At 72.4% G+C, this 19,101-nt stretch carries 19 protein-coding genes and 1 tRNA gene; 7 read left to right on the top strand and 13 right to left on the bottom strand.

Annotated elements, in window-relative coordinates; translation table 11 throughout:
• Positions 1–30: 30 nt before the first annotated feature.
• Complete coding sequence (locus ACZ6ZN_RS22510; RefSeq protein WP_369198385.1) at positions 31–705, top strand: Crp/Fnr family transcriptional regulator; 675 nt, start codon at positions 31–33, stop codon at positions 703–705.
• 108 nt (positions 706–813) lie between these two features.
• Here ACZ6ZN_RS22510 and ACZ6ZN_RS22505 read toward each other — a convergent pair whose 3' ends face one another.
• The 4 genes from ACZ6ZN_RS22505 to ACZ6ZN_RS22490 all read right to left on the bottom strand — a co-directional run bounded on the left by ACZ6ZN_RS22505 (position 814) and on the right by ACZ6ZN_RS22490 (position 3,232).
• Positions 814–1,656 (bottom strand): MBL fold metallo-hydrolase, encoded by an 843-nt coding sequence (locus ACZ6ZN_RS22505; protein ID WP_469648758.1) that lies wholly within the window; start codon positions 1,654–1,656, stop codon positions 814–816.
• On the bottom strand, positions 1,653–2,531 hold the full coding sequence (locus ACZ6ZN_RS22500) for an NUDIX hydrolase (RefSeq protein WP_469648756.1): 879 nt from the start codon (positions 2,529–2,531) through the stop codon (positions 1,653–1,655). Before ACZ6ZN_RS22500 ends, ACZ6ZN_RS22505 begins: the two co-directional genes overlap by 4 nt.
• 81 nt (positions 2,532–2,612) lie before the next feature.
• Positions 2,613–3,074 carry a RidA family protein gene (locus ACZ6ZN_RS22495; protein ID WP_398108898.1) on the bottom strand — a complete coding sequence of 154 codons (462 nt, stop codon included), beginning with the start codon at positions 3,072–3,074 and terminating at the stop codon, positions 2,613–2,615.
• Positions 3,074–3,232 (bottom strand): DUF4177 domain-containing protein, encoded by a 159-nt coding sequence (locus tag ACZ6ZN_RS22490; protein ID WP_003991873.1) that lies wholly within the window; start codon positions 3,230–3,232, stop codon positions 3,074–3,076. Before ACZ6ZN_RS22490 ends, ACZ6ZN_RS22495 begins: the two co-directional genes overlap by 1 nt.
• Before the next feature lie 117 nt (positions 3,233–3,349).
• Between ACZ6ZN_RS22490 and bagA the strand changes: the two genes are divergently transcribed.
• Together bagA and bagB are read left to right on the top strand one after the other, a co-directional pair.
• Positions 3,350–4,327, top strand: a complete 978-nt coding sequence (gene bagA / locus ACZ6ZN_RS22485) for an ATPase BagA (RefSeq protein ID WP_398108899.1) — start codon at positions 3,350–3,352, stop codon at positions 4,325–4,327.
• A gap of 94 nt (positions 4,328–4,421) precedes the next feature.
• Complete coding sequence (gene bagB, locus ACZ6ZN_RS22480; protein WP_469648753.1) at positions 4,422–5,864, top strand: ATPase BagB; 1,443 nt, start codon at positions 4,422–4,424, stop codon at positions 5,862–5,864.
• A 218-nt stretch (positions 5,865–6,082) separates the two neighbouring features.
• Here bagB and wblA read toward each other — a convergent pair whose 3' ends face one another.
• A complete protein-coding gene (gene wblA / locus ACZ6ZN_RS22475; RefSeq protein WP_333932195.1) occupies positions 6,083–6,421 on the bottom strand; it encodes a transcriptional regulator WblA in 339 nt (112 codons plus the stop codon).
• A gap of 406 nt (positions 6,422–6,827) precedes the next feature.
• Between wblA and ACZ6ZN_RS22470 the strand changes: the two genes are divergently transcribed.
• Positions 6,828–9,149 (top strand): transglycosylase domain-containing protein, encoded by a 2,322-nt coding sequence (locus ACZ6ZN_RS22470; RefSeq protein ID WP_451876232.1) that lies wholly within the window; start codon positions 6,828–6,830, stop codon positions 9,147–9,149.
• A gap of 155 nt (positions 9,150–9,304) precedes the next feature.
• Here the strand turns inward: ACZ6ZN_RS22470 and ACZ6ZN_RS22465 are convergent, their stop codons facing one another.
• On the bottom strand, positions 9,305–9,769 hold the full coding sequence (locus ACZ6ZN_RS22465; protein WP_376328139.1) for a GatB/YqeY domain-containing protein: 465 nt from the start codon (positions 9,767–9,769) through the stop codon (positions 9,305–9,307).
• A 155-nt stretch (positions 9,770–9,924) separates the two neighbouring features.
• On the opposite strand from ACZ6ZN_RS22465, the gene ACZ6ZN_RS22460 reads away from it, so the two are divergent.
• From ACZ6ZN_RS22460 to ACZ6ZN_RS22450, 3 genes are all read left to right on the top strand, one after another.
• Positions 9,925–10,863 (top strand): metallophosphoesterase, encoded by a 939-nt coding sequence (locus tag ACZ6ZN_RS22460; protein ID WP_451876231.1) that lies wholly within the window; start codon positions 9,925–9,927, stop codon positions 10,861–10,863.
• A gap of 110 nt (positions 10,864–10,973) precedes the next feature.
• Positions 10,974–11,747, top strand: a complete 774-nt coding sequence (locus tag ACZ6ZN_RS22455; protein ID WP_469648748.1) for a Pr6Pr family membrane protein — start codon at positions 10,974–10,976, stop codon at positions 11,745–11,747.
• Positions 11,748–11,794: 47 nt separating this feature from the next.
• Positions 11,795–11,868, top strand: a tRNA-Pro gene (locus tag ACZ6ZN_RS22450).
• A 77-nt stretch (positions 11,869–11,945) separates the two neighbouring features.
• Here the strand turns inward: ACZ6ZN_RS22450 and ACZ6ZN_RS22445 are convergent.
• From ACZ6ZN_RS22445 to ACZ6ZN_RS22415, 7 genes are all read right to left on the bottom strand, one after another.
• Positions 11,946–12,902 carry a ScbA/BarX family gamma-butyrolactone biosynthesis protein gene (locus ACZ6ZN_RS22445; protein ID WP_469648745.1) on the bottom strand — a complete coding sequence of 319 codons (957 nt, stop codon included), beginning with the start codon at positions 12,900–12,902 and terminating at the stop codon, positions 11,946–11,948.
• Between the two features lie 591 nt (positions 12,903–13,493).
• Positions 13,494–13,970 (bottom strand): flavin reductase family protein, encoded by a 477-nt coding sequence (locus tag ACZ6ZN_RS22440; RefSeq protein ID WP_398108923.1) that lies wholly within the window; start codon positions 13,968–13,970, stop codon positions 13,494–13,496.
• 141 nt (positions 13,971–14,111) lie between these two features.
• The gene (locus tag ACZ6ZN_RS22435) at positions 14,112–15,221 is read right to left on the bottom strand and encodes an LLM class flavin-dependent oxidoreductase (RefSeq protein WP_469648743.1); all 1,110 of its coding nucleotides are present in this window, start codon (positions 15,219–15,221) and stop codon (positions 14,112–14,114) included.
• Positions 15,222–15,284: 63 nt separating this feature from the next.
• Positions 15,285–16,559, bottom strand: coding sequence for an ATP-grasp domain-containing protein (locus ACZ6ZN_RS22430; RefSeq protein WP_469648740.1), 1,275 nt, complete (start codon positions 16,557–16,559; stop codon positions 15,285–15,287).
• Positions 16,556–17,923, bottom strand: a complete 1,368-nt coding sequence (locus tag ACZ6ZN_RS22425) for a PLP-dependent aminotransferase family protein (RefSeq protein ID WP_398108926.1) — start codon at positions 17,921–17,923, stop codon at positions 16,556–16,558. The genes ACZ6ZN_RS22430 and ACZ6ZN_RS22425 overlap by 4 nt, the downstream gene beginning before the upstream one ends.
• Before the next feature lie 62 nt (positions 17,924–17,985).
• On the bottom strand, positions 17,986–18,288 hold the full coding sequence (locus ACZ6ZN_RS22420) for a YciI family protein (protein WP_398108927.1): 303 nt from the start codon (positions 18,286–18,288) through the stop codon (positions 17,986–17,988).
• Between the two features lie 53 nt (positions 18,289–18,341).
• Positions 18,342–19,100, bottom strand: a complete 759-nt coding sequence (locus ACZ6ZN_RS22415; RefSeq protein WP_398108928.1) for an SDR family NAD(P)-dependent oxidoreductase — start codon at positions 19,098–19,100, stop codon at positions 18,342–18,344.
• Position 19,101: the final 1 nt, after the last annotated feature.

Raw genomic sequence — 19,101 nt, 5'->3', positions numbered from 1 at the left:
CCCCTGAGCAGGTCGAAAGGGAGAGAACTCGTGGACGACGTTCTGCGGCGCAATCCGCTCTTCGCGGCGCTCGATGACGAGCAGGCCGCGGAGCTCCGCGCCTCCATGAGTGAGGTGACCCTCGCCCGCGGGGACTCGCTGTTCCACGAGGGCGACCCCGGTGATCGCCTCTACGTGGTCACGGAGGGCAAGGTCAAGCTGCACCGCACGTCGCCCGACGGCCGGGAGAACATGCTGGCCGTGGTCGGCCCCGGCGAGCTGATCGGCGAGCTGTCGCTGTTCGACCCGGGCCCCCGCACGGCGACCGCCACCGCGCTGACCGAGGTGAAGCTGCTCGGCCTCGGCCACCCCGACCTCCAGCCCTGGCTGAACGCCCGCCCCGAGGTGGCCACGGCCCTGCTGCGCGCCGTCGCGCGGCGGCTGCGCAAGACCAACGACGCCATGTCCGACCTGGTCTTCTCGGACGTCCCGGGCCGTGTCGCCCGCGCCCTGCTGGACCTGTCCCGCCGGTTCGGCGTGCAGTCCGAGGAGGGCATCCACGTCGTGCACGACCTCACGCAGGAGGAGCTGGCCCAGCTGGTCGGCGCGTCCCGCGAGACGGTCAACAAGGCGCTGGCGGACTTCGCGCAGCGCGGCTGGCTGCGTCTGGAGGCCCGCGCGGTGATCCTCCTGGACGTCGAACGCCTCGCCAAGCGCTCCCGCTGAGCGCCCACCCACCGGGCCGCAGTCATCGGGCCCCGTCCTGCAGGGACGGGGCCCGACGTCGTGTCACGGGCGGTGCGGGCGTCCCGGGGGACGCTCTGCCCGGGGCTCCTAGCCGGGGCGCTGGATGAGGCCGTGTTCCTCCAGGTACTCCAGCTGGGCGCGGACGGACAGTTCCGCCGCCGGCCACAGGGAGCGGTCCACGTCCGCGTAGACGTGGGCGACCACCGCGGACGGGGTGCGGTGGCCGTCCTCCACGGCCGTCTCCACCTGGGCGAGGCGCGTGGCGCGGTGGGCGAGGTAGTACTCGACGGCGCCCTGGGCGTCCTCCAGGACCGGGCCGTGGCCCGGCAGCACCGTGTGGACGCCGTCGTCGACGGTGAGGGACCTCAGGCGGCGCAGGGAGTCCAGGTAGTCGCCGAGGCGGCCGTCGGGGTGGGCCACGACGGTCGTGCCGCGGCCGAGGACGGTGTCGCCGGTCAGGACCGCCCCGTCGGCGGGGAGGTGGAAGGACAGGGAGTCGGCGGTGTGCCCGGGCGTCGGCACGACCCGCAGCTCGAGACCGCCGGTGGTGATCACGTCCCCGGCGGACAGGCCCTCGTCGCCGAGACGCAGGGCCGGATCGAGGGCCCGCACGCGGGTGCCGGTCAGTTCGGCGAAGCGGGCCGCGCCCTCCGCGTGGTCCGGGTGGCCGTGCGTCAGCAGCGTGAGGGCGACGCGCTTGCCCGCCTCCTCGGCCGTGGCGACGACCCGGCGCAGGTGCCCGTCGTCCAGCGGTCCCGGATCGACCACGACGGCCAGGTCCGAGCCGGGCTCGGACAGGATCCAGGTGTTGGTGCCGTCCAGGGTCATCGCCGACGCGTTGGGCGCCAGGACGTTGACGGCCCGCGCGGTGGCGGGGCCGGACAGGACCCCGCCGCGGGGCTGGCCGGGCAGGGCTGCGGCGTCCGTCATGCGCTGGCTCCACCGGTCGGGGACGTCGGGACGTGCTTGGTGAACTCGTCGTGTCCCGGCCAGGAGAGCACGATCTCCCCGTCCACCAGGCGCGCGGTGGCCAGCACGGGCGTCAGGTCGCGCTCGGGTGCGGCCGCGAGGGCCTCTGCGGCCGTGCCGTACGCCGTCAGCTGGCGCAGGGTCGCGATCGTCGGCGGCATCATCAGCAGCTCGCCGTCGTCGTACCGGGCCGCCGCGTCGCTCGGGGCGATCCACACCGTGCGGTCGGCCTCCGTGGAGGCGTTGCGCGTGCGCTGCCCCTCGGGGAGCGCGGCCACGAAGAACCAGGTGTCGTAGCGCCGGGACTCGAACTCGGGGGTGATCCAGCGGGTCCACGCGCCGAGCAGGTCCGAGCGCAGGACGAGGCCGCGGCGGTCGAGGAACTCCGCGAACGACAGCTCCCGGGCGACCAGGGCGGCGCGGTCGGCCTCCCAGTCGGCGCCGGTGGTGTCGCCGACGACCGCGTCGGGCGCCGGACCGGCGAGCAGCACGCCCGCCTCCTCGTACGTCTCGCGGACGGCCGCGCAGACGATCGCCTGGGCCTCCGCCTCGCCGACGCCGAGCCGCCGGGCCCACCACGCGCGCGTGGGACCCGCCCAGCGGACCTGGTGGTCGTCGTCGCGCGGGTCCACACCGCCGCCCGGGTACGCGTACGCGCCCCCGGCGAAGGCCATGGAGGCGCGTCGGCGCAGCATGTGGACGGCGGGGCCGCTGCCCGTGTCCTTGAGGAGCATGACGGTGGCCGCGCGTTTCGGGGTCACCGGAGTGAGGGCCCCCGACGCGAGGGCGCGGATGCGGTCCGGCCACTCCGCGGGGTACCACTGACCGTTCGCCATGGGCGCGAGGCTATCCCGTGACGGCCGGATGTTCGAGTGGCCCCCGGGTACGGATCGCGCAGCTCGCAGGGGTGCGGGCTGCTACGCGAGCTCCACCTGGATCTCGACCTCGACCGGGGCGTCCAGGGGCAGCACGGCCACGCCGACGGCGCTGCGCGCGTGCACGCCCTTGTCGCCGAGGACCTCGCCGAGCAGCTCGCTCGCGCCGTTGAGCACCGCGGGCTGGCCCGTGAAGTCCGCGGCGGAGGCCACGAACCCGACGACCTTCACCACGCGCGCGATGCGGTCCAGGTCGCCGGCGACGGACTTGACGGCGGCCAGGGCGTTCAGCGCACACGTGCGTGCCAGCTCCTTGGCCTCCTCCGCGGTGACCTCGGCGCCGACCTTGCCGGTGACCGGGAGCCTGCCGTCCACCATGGGCAGCTGGCCCGCGGTGTAGACGTAGGGGCCGGACTGCACGGCAGGCTGGTACGCCGCCAGCGGCGGGACCACGTCGGGCAGGGTCAGGCCCAGCTCGGCGAGCTTCGCCTCGACGGCGCCCACTACTGCTTCTCCCGCTTCAGGTAGGCCACGAGCTGCTCGGGGTTGTTCGGCCCGGGCACGACCTGGACGAGCTCCCAGCCGTCCTCGCCCCAGGTGTCCAGGATCTGCTTCGTGGCGTGGACGAGCAGCGGCACGGTTGCGTATTCCCACTTGGTCATGCGGCCGACTTTAGCCCGTGTCCGGACGGGCCAGGGCCGCGGTCCCGGGGCGCCCCCGCCACCCGTTGTCCACAGCCTGCCGCGTAGCGCGGGCGCGGACTGGTTAGGCTCGAATACGTGAGCAGGCTCCAGGTCGTCAGCGGCAAGGGCGGTACCGGCAAGACCACGGTGGCCGCTGCCCTAGCGCTGGCCCTCGCCACGGAAGGGAAGCGGACGCTTCTCGTCGAGGTCGAGGGCCGCCAGGGCATCGCGCAGCTCTTCGAAACGGAAGCGCTGCCTTATGAGGAGCGGAAGATCGCCGTCGCTCCCGGGGGCGGGGAGGTGTACGCCCTCGCCATCGACCCCGAACAGGCCCTGCTGGACTACCTCCAGATGTTCTACAAGCTGGGCAGCGCGGGACGGGCCCTGAAGAAGCTCGGCGCGATCGACTTCGCCACCACCATCGCGCCCGGCCTGCGGGACGTCCTGCTGACCGGCAAGGCGTGCGAGGCGGTGCGCCGCAAGGAGCGCAGCGGCCGCTTCACCTACGACTACGTGGTCATGGACGCCCCGCCGACCGGCCGCATCACCCGCTTCCTGAACGTCAACGACGAGGTCGCCGGACTCGCCAAGATCGGCCCGATACACAATCAGGCCCAGGCGGTGATGCGGGTGCTGAAGTCGCCGGAGACGGCGGTGCACCTGGTGACGCTGCTGGAGGAGATGCCCGTCCAGGAGACCGCGGACGGCATCGCCGAGCTGCGTTCGGCCCGGCTGCCGGTGGGCCGGGTCATCGTCAACATGGTCCGCCCGGAGGTGCTGGACGCGGCCGACCTGGAACTCGTGGGGGCCGTGGCGCGTTCCACCGTCGCGCGGTCGCTGTCGTCGGCGGGACTCGGCGGGGCGCGGCGCGGGGGGCACGCCGAGCGGCTGGTGGACCCGCTGCTCGCCCAGGCCGGGGAGTACGCCGAGCGGTACACGCTGGAGCAGGAGCAGCGCGCGGTCCTCGCCGAGCTGGGCCTGCCGCTGCACGAACTGCCGCTGTTCGCCGAGGGCATGGACCTGGCGGGGCTGTACGCCCTGGCGCGCGAGCTGCGCGAGCAGGGCGTGTCATGAGCGGCGGCGCACGGTCCAGGGGCGCTCGGTCCAGGGGCACACGGCCCAGGGGCACACGGTCGAGGTCGGTCACGAGCGGGAAGCAGGGGATGAAATGAGTCGTCCGGACCCGGCCCACACGCACGACCAGGCCCGTCACCGCCTCGCCCCCGCCCGCCCGCTGGACGTCGATCCGCTGCTCGAGGACCCGCGGACCCGGATCGTGGTCTGCTGCGGCTCGGGCGGGGTCGGCAAGACCACGACCGCGGCGGCGCTGGGGCTGCGCGCGGCGGAGCGGGGCCGCAAGGTCGTCGTCCTGACCATCGACCCGGCCCGCCGGCTGGCCCAGTCCATGGGCATCGACTCCCTGGACAACACCCCGCGCCGGGTGAAGGGCATCGACGACGCCGCGGGCGGCGAGCTGCACGCGATGATGCTCGACATGAAGCGCACCTTCGACGAGATCGTCGAGGCGCACGCGGACCGCGAGCGGGCGGCCGCGATCCTGAACAACCCCTTCTACCAGTCGCTCTCGGCGGGCTTCGCGGGCACGCAGGAGTACATGGCGATGGAGAAGCTCGGGCAGCTGCGCGCCCGGGACGAGTGGGACCTGATCGTCGTCGACACCCCGCCCTCGCGTTCGGCGCTGGACTTCCTGGACGCGCCGAAGCGGCTCGGGTCGTTCCTGGACGGGCGGCTGATCCGGCTGCTGACGGCTCCGGCGAAGCTGGGCGGCCGGGCCGGCATGAAGTTCCTGAACGTCGGGATGTCCATGATGACCGGCACCCTGGGCAAGCTGCTCGGCGGTCAGCTCCTGAAGGACGTCCAGACGTTCGTCTCCGCGATGGACACCACGTTCGGCGGTTTCCGCACCCGCGCGGACGCGACGTACAAGCTGCTTCAGGCGCCCGGTACTGCGTTCCTCGTGGTCGCGGCCCCGGAGCGGGACGCGTTGCGCGAGGCCGCCTACTTCGTGGAGCGGCTGGCCGCGGAGGACATGCCGCTCGCCGGGCTGGTGCTCAACCGGGTCCACGGCAGCGGCGCCGACGGGCTGTCGGCCGAGCGGGCGCTCGCCGCCGCGGAAAATCTTGAAGAGGCTCGCATTGTGGATCAGGGGGGCGGGAAAGCACTACTTCGTAACTCCCCCGACGCACAGGACAGTTCAGACTCTCCCACGCCCGGAACCCCAGAACGTGACGCCGCCCCGGCTCCCGAGCCCGGCTCCCCCGCCGAGAACACCGAGGGTGGCGACGACAGCGGAACAGTCGAGGACGCCGCGCAGGACGAGCGGGCCGTCGACCGGCTCACCGCGGGCCTGCTGAGGCTGCACGCGGACCGGATGCAGCTGCTCTCCCGCGAGCAGCGCACGCGTGACCGCTTCGCCGCGCTCCACCCCGAGGTGGCCGTGACGGAGGTGGCGGCGCTGCCGGGTGACGTGCACGACCTCGCGGGACTGCGGGAGATCGGCGACCGGCTCGCGGCAGGCGAGCGGGAACTGCCCGACCCGGCCGCGACGACCGGAGCGGAGTCGGACGACCCGCCCGAGGCGACTGCCTGAGGCCGGCACCGCCGGCACTGCGGCACCCCGCCGGCACCGCCGACGCCCGGGTGGACCGAAAAACGGCTGCAAGAGGCCGGTGGCGTCGAAGGGCGCCGGGCCCTGTGCCGCCGGGTGGCGCCACTCCGTGGCCGGGTGGCGTGGCGGAATCGTCCGCGACCGGTGGCGCGGGCCCCGTGAAGGGCCCTCGACCTCCGGCGGCTCCCGGCGGGAGCCGCTCAGCTCACCGCCGCGTAGTTCTCGTAGACCTCGTCGTCGTCGAGGGGGAGGACACCGCACCCCCGCTCGTACTCCGTACGCGCCGTCTCCAGCAGCCGGCGCCAGGAGGTCACGGTGGGTCGCCTGCGCAGCAGTGCGCGGCGCTCCCGCTCCGTCATGCCTCCCCACACGCCGAACTCGACGCGGTTGTCCAGCGCGTCGGCCAGGCACTCCGTGCGCACCGGGCATCCGGTGCACACCGCCTTGGCCCTGTTCTGCGCTGCTCCCTGAACGAACAGTTCATCCGGATCGGTAGTGCGGCAGGCCGCCTGCGCACTCCAGTCGGTTACCCAGCCCATACCGGCGCCGTCCTCTCCCGAATCGAGGCTCCCCCACGGCGGCAGCGGCATATTCACCGCCGCCAGTTGAGGACGTTACGGAAGGTGGGCACAGCGCAACACCCCCTTCGGGCCCAATCTTGAATGGCCCGAACGGACTATGGGTAAGCGGCAGATCACCCGGGGGAGTGAGCTGGCGACATACGCAACTTTCCCGTCAAAACGGGACAGTTCAGTTGCGTCACAACGGACGCCGTATGACACACAAGGCGGATTCGGACACGCCCCCACCAGAAAGTCGGGAACATCCGGAACGATTCGGGGTCGCCGGACGTATTGATACGTGACCTCGCTGCTGTGACAGTTGAGAGCAGCTTAGGCCAAGGCATATACGCCTGTCCGGCGAATGAGAACGTAGGCTGCCCTCATGCCAAACAAGCGCTCGGGCGGTGGTCTGTCTCCCACGCAGCAGGCCGCCAAGTTCCTCGGTGTCAGTGTCCTGGCGGGGGCGGTGCTGGCCGGTCTCGCGCTGCCCGCGGTGGGTGCGCTGGGGCTGGCGGCGAAGGGATCCGTCGAGAGCTTCGACGAGCTCCCGGCCAACATGAAGACCCCGCCGCTGAGCCAGCGCACCACCATCCTCGACGCCGAGGGCGGCCCGATCGCCACGGTCTACTCGCGCGACCGCACGGTGGTCCCCCTCAAGGACGTGTCGCCGTCCATGCAGAAGGCGATCGTCGCTATCGAGGACTCGCGCTTCTACCAGCACGGCGCAGTCGACCTCAAGGGCGTCCTGCGCGCCCTCAACAAGAACGCGCAGGCCGGCGGCGTCTCCGAGGGCGCCTCCACCCTGACGCAGCAGTACGTGAAGAACGTCTTCATCGAGGAGGCCGGCAACGACCCGACCAAGGTCGCCCAAGCCACCCAGCAGACCATCGGCCGCAAGATCCGCGAGCTCAAGTACGCGATCCAGGTCGAGGAGGAGCTGGGCAAGAAGAAGATCCTCGAGAACTACCTGAACATCACGTTCTTCGGCCAGCAGGCCTACGGCATCGAGGCCGCGTCCCGGCGCTACTTCTCCAAGCCCGCCAAGGACCTGAAGCTGAAGGAGTCGGCCCTGCTGGCCGGCATCGTCCAGTCGCCCAGCCGGTACGACCCGGTCAACGACGAGGCGGAGGCCACCAAGCGGCGCAACATCGTGCTGCGGCGCATGGCCGAGGTGGGCGACATCTCCGGCGCGCAGGCCGCCAAGGCCATGGAGGCACCGCTCGGGCTGAAGGTCAGCAAGCCCAAGAACGGCTGCATCACGGCCGTGAAGGGCGCCGGCTTCTTCTGCGACTACGTGCGCGAGGTCTTCCTGACCGACCCGGTCTTCGGCAAGACGAGGAAGCAGCGCGCGAAGGTCTGGAACCAGGGCGGCCTCACCATCCGCACCACCCTGGACCCGCAGGCCCAGGACGCGGCGCAGAACTCCATCCGGGACCACGTCTACAAGAGCGACGAGGTGGCCACGGCCGCCACGGTGGTCCAGCCGGGCACCGGCAAGATCCTCGCCATGGGCCAGTCGCGTCCGTACGGCTTCAAGAAGAACGAGACGCAGATCAACCTCTCCGTCGACCAGGCGATGGGCGGCGGCATGGGCTACCAGCCCGGTTCGACGTTCAAGCCGATCGTGGCGGCGGCGGCCCTCGAGGACGGGATGCCGGCGAACAAGGTGTACTCCTCGCCGTACCAGATGCCGTACCCGAGCCCCGTCTCGGCCTGCGACGGCAAGCAGTGGATGAACGACACCGGCAACCCGGCCCGGCTCGAGAACGAGAACGAGTCGGAGGTCGGCCCGTACGACATGCGCGAGGCGACCGCCAAGTCGGTCAACACCTACTACGTGCAGATGATCAGCGACATCGGCATCTGCCCGGTGACGACGATGGCGAAGAAGATGGGCGTCCAGCGCGCCGACGGCGACAAGATGCCGCAGGTGCCGTCCATCGCCCTCGGTACCCAGGAGATGTCCCCGCTGACCATGGCGAACGGCTACGCGACCTTCGCCTCGCGCGGCATGCACTGCACGCCGATCGCCATCGAGGCGGTCAGCCGGCGGATCGGTGACAAGACGAAGTCGCTCCCGGTGCCGAAGTCGACGTGCTCGCGCGCGATGTCCGAGAAGACCGCCGACACGATCAACGCGCTGCTCAAGGGCGTGGTCGAGGACGGCACCGGCTCCAAGGCGGGCCTCGGCGGCCGGCCCAGCGCGGGCAAGACCGGTACGACGGACGAGCGGTACGCGGCCTGGTTCGTGGGCTACACGCCGAACATGGCCGGCGCGGTGTGGGTCGGCGACCCGGCGCACAAGCGCAAGATGACCGGCATCACCATCGGCGGCCGGTCCTACGGCAAGGTCTTCGGTGGCGAGGTGCCCGGTCCGATCTGGCGCGACATGATGTCCGGCGCGCTGGCGGGCAAGCCGGTCGAGAACTTCAACGACGTCCACATCCCCGGCGGCGTCGACCGCGACCGGGACCGGGACCGCGGGGACGACGGCGGTGGCCGTGACGACGGCGGGAACGGTGACGGCAACGGCGGGAACGACGGCCTCATCGGCGGTCTGTTCGGGGGCAACAACAACGGCGGAGGCGGCGGCGACAACCCCTTCCCGACGCCTTCGTTCTCCCTCCCGGAGGGCCTCTTCCGCGGCCAGGGCAACGGTGGGGGCAACGGCAACGGAGGCGGCAACGGAGGCGGTTTCCGCTGACGCGGGCGACTTCCGCTGGCCCGTGCGGCTTCCGACGGGCAGTGACATGAGCGCGGCCCCCTCTCCACCTGGTGGTGGAGAGGGGGCCGCGTCGCGTACGGCGTGGGCGTCTGGCGTCGGCGTCTGGCGCCTGACGTCTGACGTCTGGCGTCGGCTCAGCCGGCGAGGAGCTTCTTCACGACGGCGGCGACGCGGCCGCCCTCGGCCTGACCGGCCACCTTCGGGTTCACGATCTTCATGACCGCGCCCATGGCCCGCGGCCCCTCCGCACCGGCCGCCTTGGCCTCCTCGACGGCCTGCGCCACGATCCGCTGGAGCTCGTCGTCGGACAGCTGCTGCGGCAGGTAACCGGCCAGGACCTCGCCCTCCGCCTTCTCCCGCTCGGCCTGCTCGGGACGACCGCCCTGCGCGAAGGCCTCGGCGGCCTCGCGCCGCTTCTTCGCCTCGCGGGTGATCACCTTCTGGACCTCGTCGTCGGAGAGCTCGCGCTTCTCCTTGCCCGCGACCTCCTCCTTGGTGATCGCGGCGAGCGTCAGCCGGAGCGTCGAGGAGCGGAGCTCGTCGCGCTCCTTGATCGCGGCGTTGAGGTCATCCTGCAGCTTCGACTTGAGCGTGGTCATGCGGTGATTGTCGCAGGTGCGCGACGAAGGGCGCCCTCGATTTAGCGGCCGTACCGCGGCCCTGCCCGGCGACGGCACCGCAAGGGCCCGTACCGGCAGGCCATTTCACCCACCGCCGTACCCGGCCCGCCTCCGCGGTCTGACACGATGGGCGTATGCGCGCGCGATACGGAGTCCCCCTGGGAATCGCGGCGGCTGGCGCCGCCGGTCTGTTGTACGCCGCGGGCTTCGAGGCCCGCTCCTTCCGCCTCCGCCGGGTCACCGTCCCGGTCCTGCCCCCGGGGATGCGCCCCCTGCGTGTGCTCCAGGTCTCCGACATCCACATGGTCGGCGGACAGCGCAAGAAGCAGCGCTGGCTGCGCTCCCTGGCCGGTCTGCGCCCGGACTTCGTGATCAACACGGGTGACAACCTGTCCGACCCCGAGGGCGTCCCCGAGGTCCTGGACGCGCTCGGCCCGCTGATGGAGTTCCCCGGCGCGTACGTCTTCGGCTCCAACGACTACTACGGTCCCAAGCTGCGCAACCCGGCCCTCTACCTGAAGGAGAAGGCCCAGGGCCGCCACGGCCTGAACGGCAACGCGCCCGCCAAGGGTGTGGTGCACAACCCGTGGGAGGACCTGCGGGACGGTTTCGACGCGGCGGGCTGGCTCAACCTCACCAACACCCGCGGCGAGCTCAAGCTCGAGGGCGCGACGGTGGAGCTGACGGGTCTGGACGACCCGCACATCAAGCGGGACCGCTACGCGCGCGTGGCCGGCGGCCCGTCCGACTCGGCCGACTTCTCGATGGGCGTGGTGCACGCCCCGTACCTGCGCAGTCTGGACGCCTTCACGGCCGACGCGTACCCGCTGATCCTCGCCGGCCACACCCACGGCGGGCAGCTCTGCATCCCCTTCTACGGCGCCCTGGTCACCAACTGCGACCTGGACACGGACCGGGTGAAGGGCCTGTCCACGCACACGGCCGACGGGCACACGTCGTACCTGCACGTCTCGGCCGGCTGCGGGACGAACCGCTACACCCCCGTACGGTTCGCGTGCCCGCCGGAGGCGACGCTGCTGACGCTGGTCGGACGAGACCAGGGCAGGCGGTAGAGGCCGGGGCAGGCGGCAGCGGGCCGGAGCGCGGCCCCGGGCCGGGGCTCGGTCACCCACTCAGCTCCGCCCACATAGCCCCTTATGTCCGGTTCTGTCAGCGTGAGGGCATGACAGCCCCGATACCCAGGGACATACCGGACCTCCCCGCGATTCCGGGCAAGCCCGCGCTGAAGCCGACGCCCGTGCCCGCCACGGCCGTCGTCACCCCGGTCCGCCGCCCCGCGGCCGCGGCGTTCCGCCTCCTGGTCGCCGCCGCGGCGGCCGGGGCCGTGACGCTGGAGCTGCTCCTCGGCGACGCGTCCCGTGCTCTCGGGCTCTTCGTCGTCCAGAGCAACATCCTGCTGGCCCTGGTCATGACCCTGTCGGCCCGGCGCGCCTGGACGGCGAGCCGCCCGCTGCCGGGCGGCCTCCTGGGCGCGACGCTGCTCTACGTGGTGATCGCTGCGGCGGTGCACCACCTGCTCCTGGCGAACGACGCGAGCCCCTTCGCCCTCACCGGCGAGGCGGCGGCCGAGCCGAGCGGCCGGCGGGCGGTCTCCCAGGCCGTGCTGCACACCGTGACCCCCGTCCTGGCGGTACTGGACTGGCTCCTGCTCACGGCCCCGGGCCGCCTGCACCTGCGCCAGGCCAGCACGTGGCTGCTGTACCCCCTGGCGTACCTGGCCTTCTGCCTGGTCCGGGGAGAGCTGCTCCTGCCGGGCAGCACCGACCAGTACCTCTACCCCTTCCTGGACGTCGCCCAGGACGGCTACAAGAAGGTCTTCGGCAACGCCCTGCTCCTGGGCCTGTCCTTCTACGCGCTGGCAGTCCTGCTGGTGGGGCTGGACCACGCCCGCCCGAACCCCATGCGCCACCGCGGCAAAACCGGATTTCGTCTCTAGCCACCGGTGGGCTAAAGTAAACGACGTCGCCGCGACAGCAGCGACATCGGGGTGTAGCGCAGCTTGGCAGCGCGCTTCGTTCGGGACGAAGAGGTCGTGGGTTCAAATCCCGCCACCCCGACAGTTGAAACATCAGGTGAGGCACTCAGGAACGTTCCTGGGTGCCTCACCTGTTTCGCGTGCGAGGCCCACCCGACTTCAGTCGCACAGGGTGGCCACGACCAGGCTGTCGAAGGCCAGGTGGCCGGACTGGTGGGCCGTGACGCGGAGCACGGCGTCCTCCGTGGCGTCCTGGGGCGGGAGTCTCGTCGCCGTGACGTGGCACGGGACGCTGAGGGACAGAGGTGCGTGGAAGGCGCAGCGCAGTTCCGTGGGCAGGACGCGGTAGGGGGCGCAGGCCGCCTGGACGGCCTGGCGGGTGGCCTCCAGCAGGACCATGCCGGGGACGTCGTGCGCGGGGTGGTCGAAGAGCACCGGGTGGCCGGGGTCGATCCGCAGGTCCCAGGACAGGCCGCGGCGGGCGGCCGCGGAGCCGGGGACGCCGAGGACGACGTCGCGTTCGTCGAGGCGGCCCACGATCGCCGGCGGGACGGGGGGCGGCAGGGGCGGGTACCCGGCGCCCTCCGCTGCGGCGGGCTCGCGCGGGGCGTCGACGCGCAGGGTGAGGCGTCCCGCCCCGGCGAAGTCGCCGCCGCGCAGCAGGTCGGCCTCCAGGGTGAGGGCGCTGAGGGTGCCGTCGCGGCCCCGGACCTCCGAGGCACCGGCCTCCATATGCACCTCCGCGGGCCGAGAACCCAGCAGCATGGCGGCCGGGACGATCTCGATCTCCAGGTCGGCGATGGCGAAGTGGTGGTCCGCCGGGACCCCGTAGTACGTCTGGCCGACCAGCACGGACGCCTGGCGCAGCGACTCCACCGCGAGCAGCGGGTCGTACCAGACGCCGGCGACGGGCGCGTAGAAGTGGTGGCCGCGCGGCCACTGCGCGCCCAGGCGGAAGGTGTCGGGGCCGAGCCGGCGCCAGTCCGTGATCAGTACCTCGGCGACCGCCGTGCGGTCGACGAGATGGCGTGGTGCGGTCCGCACGAAGCGGAGCTCGGCCTCGCCCCTGGCATCCGGCGGCAGGGGCAGGGTGGGTATGGGGTCGGTGAGGGACACGCGGGTTGCCTTTCTCGTGGGCGTCGGCACGGGCGCGTACCGGACCCGGCCAGGCGCTCGGCCGGTCCGGTCCTGCCGGGGCGGACCGGGTGCGGGTACCGGCCCGTGCCCGGCCGGGTCCGGCCCCTGTCCGGCAGAAGTCGGCCGTGTTTCGGCAGGACCGGCCGGGTTCGGCCGGGCCGGCTCACGACGAGCTCGGCAGGCCCGGCGGGCCGAGCAGGACGGGTGGCCGAGCAGGGCAGGCGGCCGAGCCAGGCCGAGCAGACCGAGGAGCCGAGCCGAGCGAACCGAGCAGCCAAGCGGCCGAGGAACCGAGCTGAGCCGGACGGGCCGAGCGGACGAGCAGGACAGGTGAGCAGACCAGGCAGGCGAGCAGGACAGGTGAGCCGACCTGGGCCGAACGGACCCAGCGGACCGAGCAGGCCGAGTAAGTCGAGCCCGGCTCGGAGGGCCCGTCCAGGTCGGCGGGTGGGCCGAGGGTGCCGGAGGGCTTCGGCCCGGGCCGGTCGACGGTGCCGGGGGCGGTGGCTCCTGGGCGACGCGCTACGGCGGGTGACGCCGCTGCCGTGCGTCAGGCGCGGCTGCCGTGCGTCAGGCCGCTGCCAGCGCCGTGAAGCGGCCGGCGTGGAAGACCAGGGGGCCGGCCTGCTCCGTGAGGTCGCCCTCCAGGGCCTCGGCGATCACCAGCTCGTGGTCGCCCGCCCGGTGCAGCGTGCTGATGCGGCAGTCGAGCCAGCCCAGGCCGTCGGCCGGGATGGGGTGCCCGGCCCGGGTCGACGACCAGCGGCCGGTGGCGAACCGGTCCGCGCCCTTGGTGCTGAACAGCCGGCACAGGTCCGCGTGACCGTCCCCGAGGATCGTCACGGCGAACGTGCCGTGCTCGCGGATGGCCGGCCAGGTCGAGGAGGTGTCCGCGGCGCACAGGGCGACCAGCGGCGGTGTCAGGGAGACGGAGGTGAAGGAGTTGACCGCCATGCCCTTCGGGCCCTCGGCGGTGTCTGCGGTGACCAGGACCACTCCCGTGGTGAACCGGCCGAGTATGTCGCGGAACGAGCGTTGCTCCAGCATGAGTTCTCTCCGATGGCGTGCGTGCAGGCGTGGCGTGGCACGGGGGCGGGCCGGGGCCGTCGGGCGCCCCCGCCCGTCGACCGGGCCCCGTGCGGCGGTGCGGTGCCGCGGCGGGGTCCCGGTCGGCGGTGGTTCCGCGGGCTACTTGCGGCGGGCGGCGATCGCGAAGTCGACCGCCTCCTGCGGCCGGGCCGCCGAGCCGGTGATGCGCGGGGCGACGTAGCGGGCCAGCAGTTCCATGCTGCGGTTGGTCCTCTCCCACGACGTCCAGTCGGCGACGTAGACGAGCAGCGTGCCGAAGCCGCCGGTGATCTCGTGCAGCCGCTCGATGCCGGCGACCACGTCGTCGACGGAGCCGACGAGCGCGCCGCCCGCCTCGACCCGGGCCTCCAGCGCCCGCTCCCGGGGCACGTCCGGGCTGAGCACCTCGCGGCCGGCGGCCTTGCCGAAGTACTCGAACAGCCAGCGGTCGTAGCCCTCGCGCACGTCCGCGTAGGCCTCCTCGCGGGTCTCGGCGACGTGCACCGGCAGGGCGATGCGCCACTTGTCGCGGTCCAGCGTCTGCCCGTGCTCGGCCGCCGCCTCCTCGGCGTACTTCCACTGGTGGGCCAGGTTGATGTGCGCGGGGGCGCCCGGCGTCAGCAGGGCGAAGGGCAGGGCGAACGAGGTCATGCTCAGCCCGTACTGCCCGATCAGCCGGGGGCTGGACTGCGAGGTGCCGGACGTGGCGACGGCGACCTCGATGCCCTGCGGGCTGAAGCGTGGCAGCTGGAGCTTGGCGTCGCGCAGGTCGAACCAGTCGGTCTGCTGGGTGATGCGCTCCTCGCCGTTGACGAGTTCCAGGACGGTCGGCAGGGCCTCCTCCAGACGGCGGCGCTGCACCGGCTGCTCCAGGCCGAACATCTTGGCGTCGAAGGGCACGCCCGGCCCGACGCCCAGGATGTACCGGCCGCGGGTGAGGTGGTCGAGGTGGACGGCCCGGCTGGCCACGTGGAAGGGGTGGTGGCCGGAGAGCGGTACGACACCGTGGGCCAGCTTGATCTGGCGGGTGCGCTGCGAGGCGGCGGCTATCAGCGTCTCGGGTGCGCCGACCAGGCCCCACCCCAGGGTGTGGTGCTCACCGAACCACGCCTCGTCGAAGTTGAGGTCGTCGACGTACTCGACGAGGTCGAGGTTCCGGCGGATCGCCAGGTGCGGGTCCTGGCCGGTCTCGTGGACGGGGGACAGGAAGAGACCGATACGGCTGTGCACAGTGAGCCTCCGGGAAGGGTCGTGATGAGGGAAAGGAAGGTCGGGGAGCCGGACGGTGTCCGGTCAGGCGAGCCGATAGACCGCGTCCTTGAGGGAGCGGACCTTCTCGTAGTCGGCCGTGAGCGCGGCTTCGTCCGGTGCGGTGAGGTACACGCGCATCGAGCTGGTCAGCAGGTCGACGGTGGGCCGGATGCGGGAGCCGGGCGGGAACTTGACCGCCGTGAAGAACACGCTCTCCAGGGAGCGGATCTCCGCCACGGCCGTCTCGTCGACGGCCTCCACCACGCCGTCCAGCGCGGTCGGGGTGTTGTACACGACGGCCGGTTGCCGCCGGGCGTACGTCCGGCCGGCGTGCTGCGCGCGGAACTCGTCGGGCCGGGTGTACGCCTGCGCGGTGAGCGCCGCCTGGTTGTGGCCCAGGCACACGTCGTGGAAGGGCGCGTTGATGTTGCCGTTGAGGCGGGTGCCGATCTCGACCAGGACGGGACCCTCGTCGGTGACGATGACCTCGGCGTGGGCCGGTCCCCAGGCGATGCCGAGGGCGGCGAGGACCTGGTCGACGTAGCCGATCAGGTCGGCGACCAGCGGGGTGGTGTCCGGGTCGGCGAGCAGATCGCGGTTGTAGATGTTCTTGCCGGACGGCAGCAGCGTCTTCTCGTACTCCCAGACGCCGCAGGCGTAGCGCTCGCCGCCGCAGCTGACGGTGTCGACGATGTACTCGGTGCCCTTGAGGTAGGACTGCACCAGGATCTCGGTGTTGGCCAGGCCGAACATGTTGGGGGCGTCGAGGACGGCGCGGGCGGCGGCGCGCACCGCGTCGGGGCCGTCGCAGACGACCACGCCGTCGGAGGCGGCCGAGCTGAGCGGCTTGACGACGACCGGGTAGCTGCCGTGGTCCTCGGCCCAGGCCACGGCCGCGTCCGGGTCGGCGGTCTTGATCTGGCGGGCGCAGCGCACGCCGGCCCGCCGCAGCGTCTCGGTCATCTCGTACTTGTCGCGGCGGGCCGGGGACAGCGCCGAGCCGTTGGACGGGACGCCGATCGCCTCGCTCAGCCGGTCGGCGAGGGGCACGGACGACTCCTGGCCGGCGATCACGCACACCGGGTCCAGCGCGCGCAGCGCCTCGACGAGGGCGGTCTCGTCCGAGGACACGATGTTCTCGCGGTACGCGGTGAGGTCGGGCGGTGCCATCGCCGGGATGAGTTCCGGCGTGCTCTGCACGTGGACGACGTCCGTGTCGTACGCGGCGAAGGCGACGGGGTAGAAGTTGCCGGCGGAGTAGCCGTCGACGACGACGGCGACGCGGCGCCTGCCCGGTCCGGTGGATGTGCTGGTCACGAGTGGGCCTCCGGCACGATCGGGGATGTGGGGGCCGTGCCGGGGTCGCCGGCCTGGGCCTTGATGAACCCGGCCAGGCGGGCGACGCCCTCGCGGATCGCGCCGGGCGTGAGGTTGCTGAAGCCCAGGCGCAGGGCGCGCTCGCCGCCGCCGTCGAGGTGGAACATGCTCATCGGCGCCCAGCTGACGCCGTGGTCGCGGGCGGACCGTTCCATGGCGGCCAGGTCGGCCTCGAAGGGCACCTCGACGACCAGGAAGAAGCCGCCGCGCGGCCGGTTCCAGCGCACCTGGTGCTCGGCGTAGTGCTCCGGCGGGAAGTGCTCGGCGAGGGCGTCGAGGGTGGCGGCGAGCCGCTCCTTGTAGACGGCGGCCAGTTCGCGGGTGGCGGAGCGCAGGTCGTGGCCGGCGTCGACCAGGATGCCGCCGATCGCGGCCTGGGACAGCGACGAGGAGCCGACGGTGAACATGGCCTTGGCCTTGGACAGTTCCTGCGCGAGGGTGCGCCGCACGCCGTCCTCGCCGACGACCGTGCGGTCCCCGACCAGGAAGCCGAGGCGGGCTCCGGGGAACGCGGACTTGGCGAACGAGCCGAGGTGGACGACGTCGCCGCGCGTGTCGAGCGCCTTCAGGGTCGGCAGCCGCTCCTCGTCGCTCGCGAACAGGCCGTAGGGGTTGTCCTCGAGGATGGTGAAGCCCTCCTCGGCGGCCAGTTCCAGCAGTCGCCGGCGCGCTTCGAGCGGGACGACGGTGCCCGAGGGGTTGGAGAAGTCGGGGACCAGGTACAGGGCGGTGGGGCGGCGGCCCTCGGCGCGGACGGCGCGGACCGCGGCGGCCACGGCCTCGGGCTCCAGACCGCTGGGGCCCTCGGTGATGCCCTTGACCGGGATGTCCAGCATGCGGGCGGCGCCCCGGATCCCGACGTACGCCGGGGACACGCACAGCAGGACGTCGTCGGGCGAGCGGAACAGGCCGCGCAGGGCGATGAGGGCCGCCTCCTGGAAGCCGTGCGTGATCATCACGGCCTCGGGCGGCACCTCGATGCCCTCGTCCTTGGCGAGCATCCGCACGACCTCGTCCTGGATGAAGCCGTTGACCGGCCCGTACTGGAAGTGCAGCCGGGTGATGCGCTGTTCGGGGACGCCCTGGTCCCGCAGGTGGGTCAGGTACCGGTCGACGTAGTAGGAGAGCTTGGTGAGGTCGTGGGTGCCGTCGTGGGGGGCGCCCGAGGAGAACGACAGGGCGTCGGGGAACTTCATCGCCGTCTCGCTGAGCAGGCGCATCGAGTCCATGTCCGGATCGACGATGCCGGCGTGCAGCGCTTCGCGGCGGAGGGCGGTGTCGGGCTGAACTGGCGTCACGAGCACGTCAGTTGCTTCCTTCCGGGGCTGGGGAACGGGAGGGGCGGCCGGGCGGGGTCGCGGTGGGGTCAGGCGGCCGAGGGCTGCGGGGCGGCGAGCATCGCGCCCTTGCCGGGGGCCCACCGGCGGATGCGGACGCGGCAGACGATGCCGCCCTTGACGTAGGGCTCGGCGTCCAGGATCTGCTGCAGGTGCTCGGCGTCGTCGGCCTCGTAGACGAGCAGGCCGCCGTTGACGTCCTTGAGCGGACCGGCGAGCAGCAGCACGCCGCGGTCGGTGAGGTCGCGCAGGTACGCGGTGTGGGCGGGGTGCAGGTGCTCCCGGCCCTCGCGGTCGACGTTGTACTCGAACTCGACGACGAAGGTCGCCATGGGTGCCTCCTGGGGTGTCCGGGCGGTTGCCGGGTCGGGGACGGGGGCGGGCCTCACATGTAGAGGCCGCCGTTGATGTCGATGACGGAGCCGGTCGAGTAGCCGGCGCTCTCGGAGCACAGGTGGAGGACGCTGCCGACCGCCTCGGAGACGGTGCCCATGCGGCCCATCGGCAGCCGGGCGAGCACGGCCTCCTTCTGCGCGGGGTCGCGCCGCTCCCAGGCACCGGCGACCCGGGCGGTGGCGATGGGGCCGTGGGCGACGACGTTGAGGACGACGCCGCTGGCGGCCAGTTCGTAGGCCATCTGCTTGGTCATGCCGATGACGGCGGCCTTGGCGGCGACGTACGCGGCGTTGTTGAAGTGGCTGTACGTACGGCCGCCGGCGGAGGCGAAGTTGACGATGCGGCCGTAGCCGTCGGCGGCCATGCGCGGGGCGCAGACCTTGACCGCGATCCAGCTGCTGACCACGTTCTCCAGGAACGACTGGTCGAAGTGGTCGGTGGTGAGGTCGGCGTAGCCGATGACGCGGGTGTCGCCACCGACGCCGTTGACGAGGATCGACGGGGCGAACCGGTCGACGATGTCGGTCAGCTGCCGTTCGGCCGCCGGGATGTCGGTGATGTCCCCGACGACGGCCTCGACCTTGGTGATCGCGGTGAGCCGCGTGGCGAGCCGGTCCAGGGCCTCGGCGTCGCGGTCGAACAGGACCAGGGTGTGCCCCTGTTCGGCCAGCTCGCGGGCGACTTCCTCGAGGATGCCGCCGGCGGCGCCGATCAGCAGGGCGGTGCGGGGGGTGTGCGGTGCGGACACG

Source organism: Streptomyces sp. NPDC053665 (assembly GCF_055585285.1).
This window is presented reverse-complemented; position numbering and strand designations above follow the sequence as displayed.

What these genes read in the sequence shown, in the direction of transcription:
- ACZ6ZN_RS22505 (WP_469648758.1), bottom strand. Translation starts at nt 1,656, where the DNA reads ATGACGGACGCCGCAGCCCTGCCCGGCCAGCCCCGCGGCGGGGTCCTG.
- ACZ6ZN_RS22500 (WP_469648756.1), bottom strand. Translation starts at nt 2,531, where the DNA reads ATGGCGAACGGTCAGTGGTACCCCGCGGAGTGGCCGGACCGCATCCGC.
- ACZ6ZN_RS22490 (WP_003991873.1), bottom strand. Translation starts at nt 3,232, where the DNA reads ATGACCAAGTGGGAATACGCAACCGTGCCGCTGCTCGTCCACGCCACG.
- bagB (WP_469648753.1), top strand. Translation starts at nt 4,422, where the DNA reads ATGAGTCGTCCGGACCCGGCCCACACGCACGACCAGGCCCGTCACCGC.
- wblA (WP_333932195.1), bottom strand. Translation starts at nt 6,421, where the DNA reads ATGGGCTGGGTAACCGACTGGAGTGCGCAGGCGGCCTGCCGCACTACC.
- ACZ6ZN_RS22470 (WP_451876232.1), top strand. Translation starts at nt 6,828, where the DNA reads ATGCCAAACAAGCGCTCGGGCGGTGGTCTGTCTCCCACGCAGCAGGCC.
- ACZ6ZN_RS22465 (WP_376328139.1), bottom strand. Translation starts at nt 9,769, where the DNA reads ATGACCACGCTCAAGTCGAAGCTGCAGGATGACCTCAACGCCGCGATC.
- ACZ6ZN_RS22460 (WP_451876231.1), top strand. Translation starts at nt 9,925, where the DNA reads ATGCGCGCGCGATACGGAGTCCCCCTGGGAATCGCGGCGGCTGGCGCC.
- ACZ6ZN_RS22455 (WP_469648748.1), top strand. Translation starts at nt 10,974, where the DNA reads ATGACAGCCCCGATACCCAGGGACATACCGGACCTCCCCGCGATTCCG.
- ACZ6ZN_RS22440 (WP_398108923.1), bottom strand. Translation starts at nt 13,970, where the DNA reads ATGCTGGAGCAACGCTCGTTCCGCGACATACTCGGCCGGTTCACCACG.
- ACZ6ZN_RS22420 (WP_398108927.1), bottom strand. Translation starts at nt 18,288, where the DNA reads ATGGCGACCTTCGTCGTCGAGTTCGAGTACAACGTCGACCGCGAGGGC.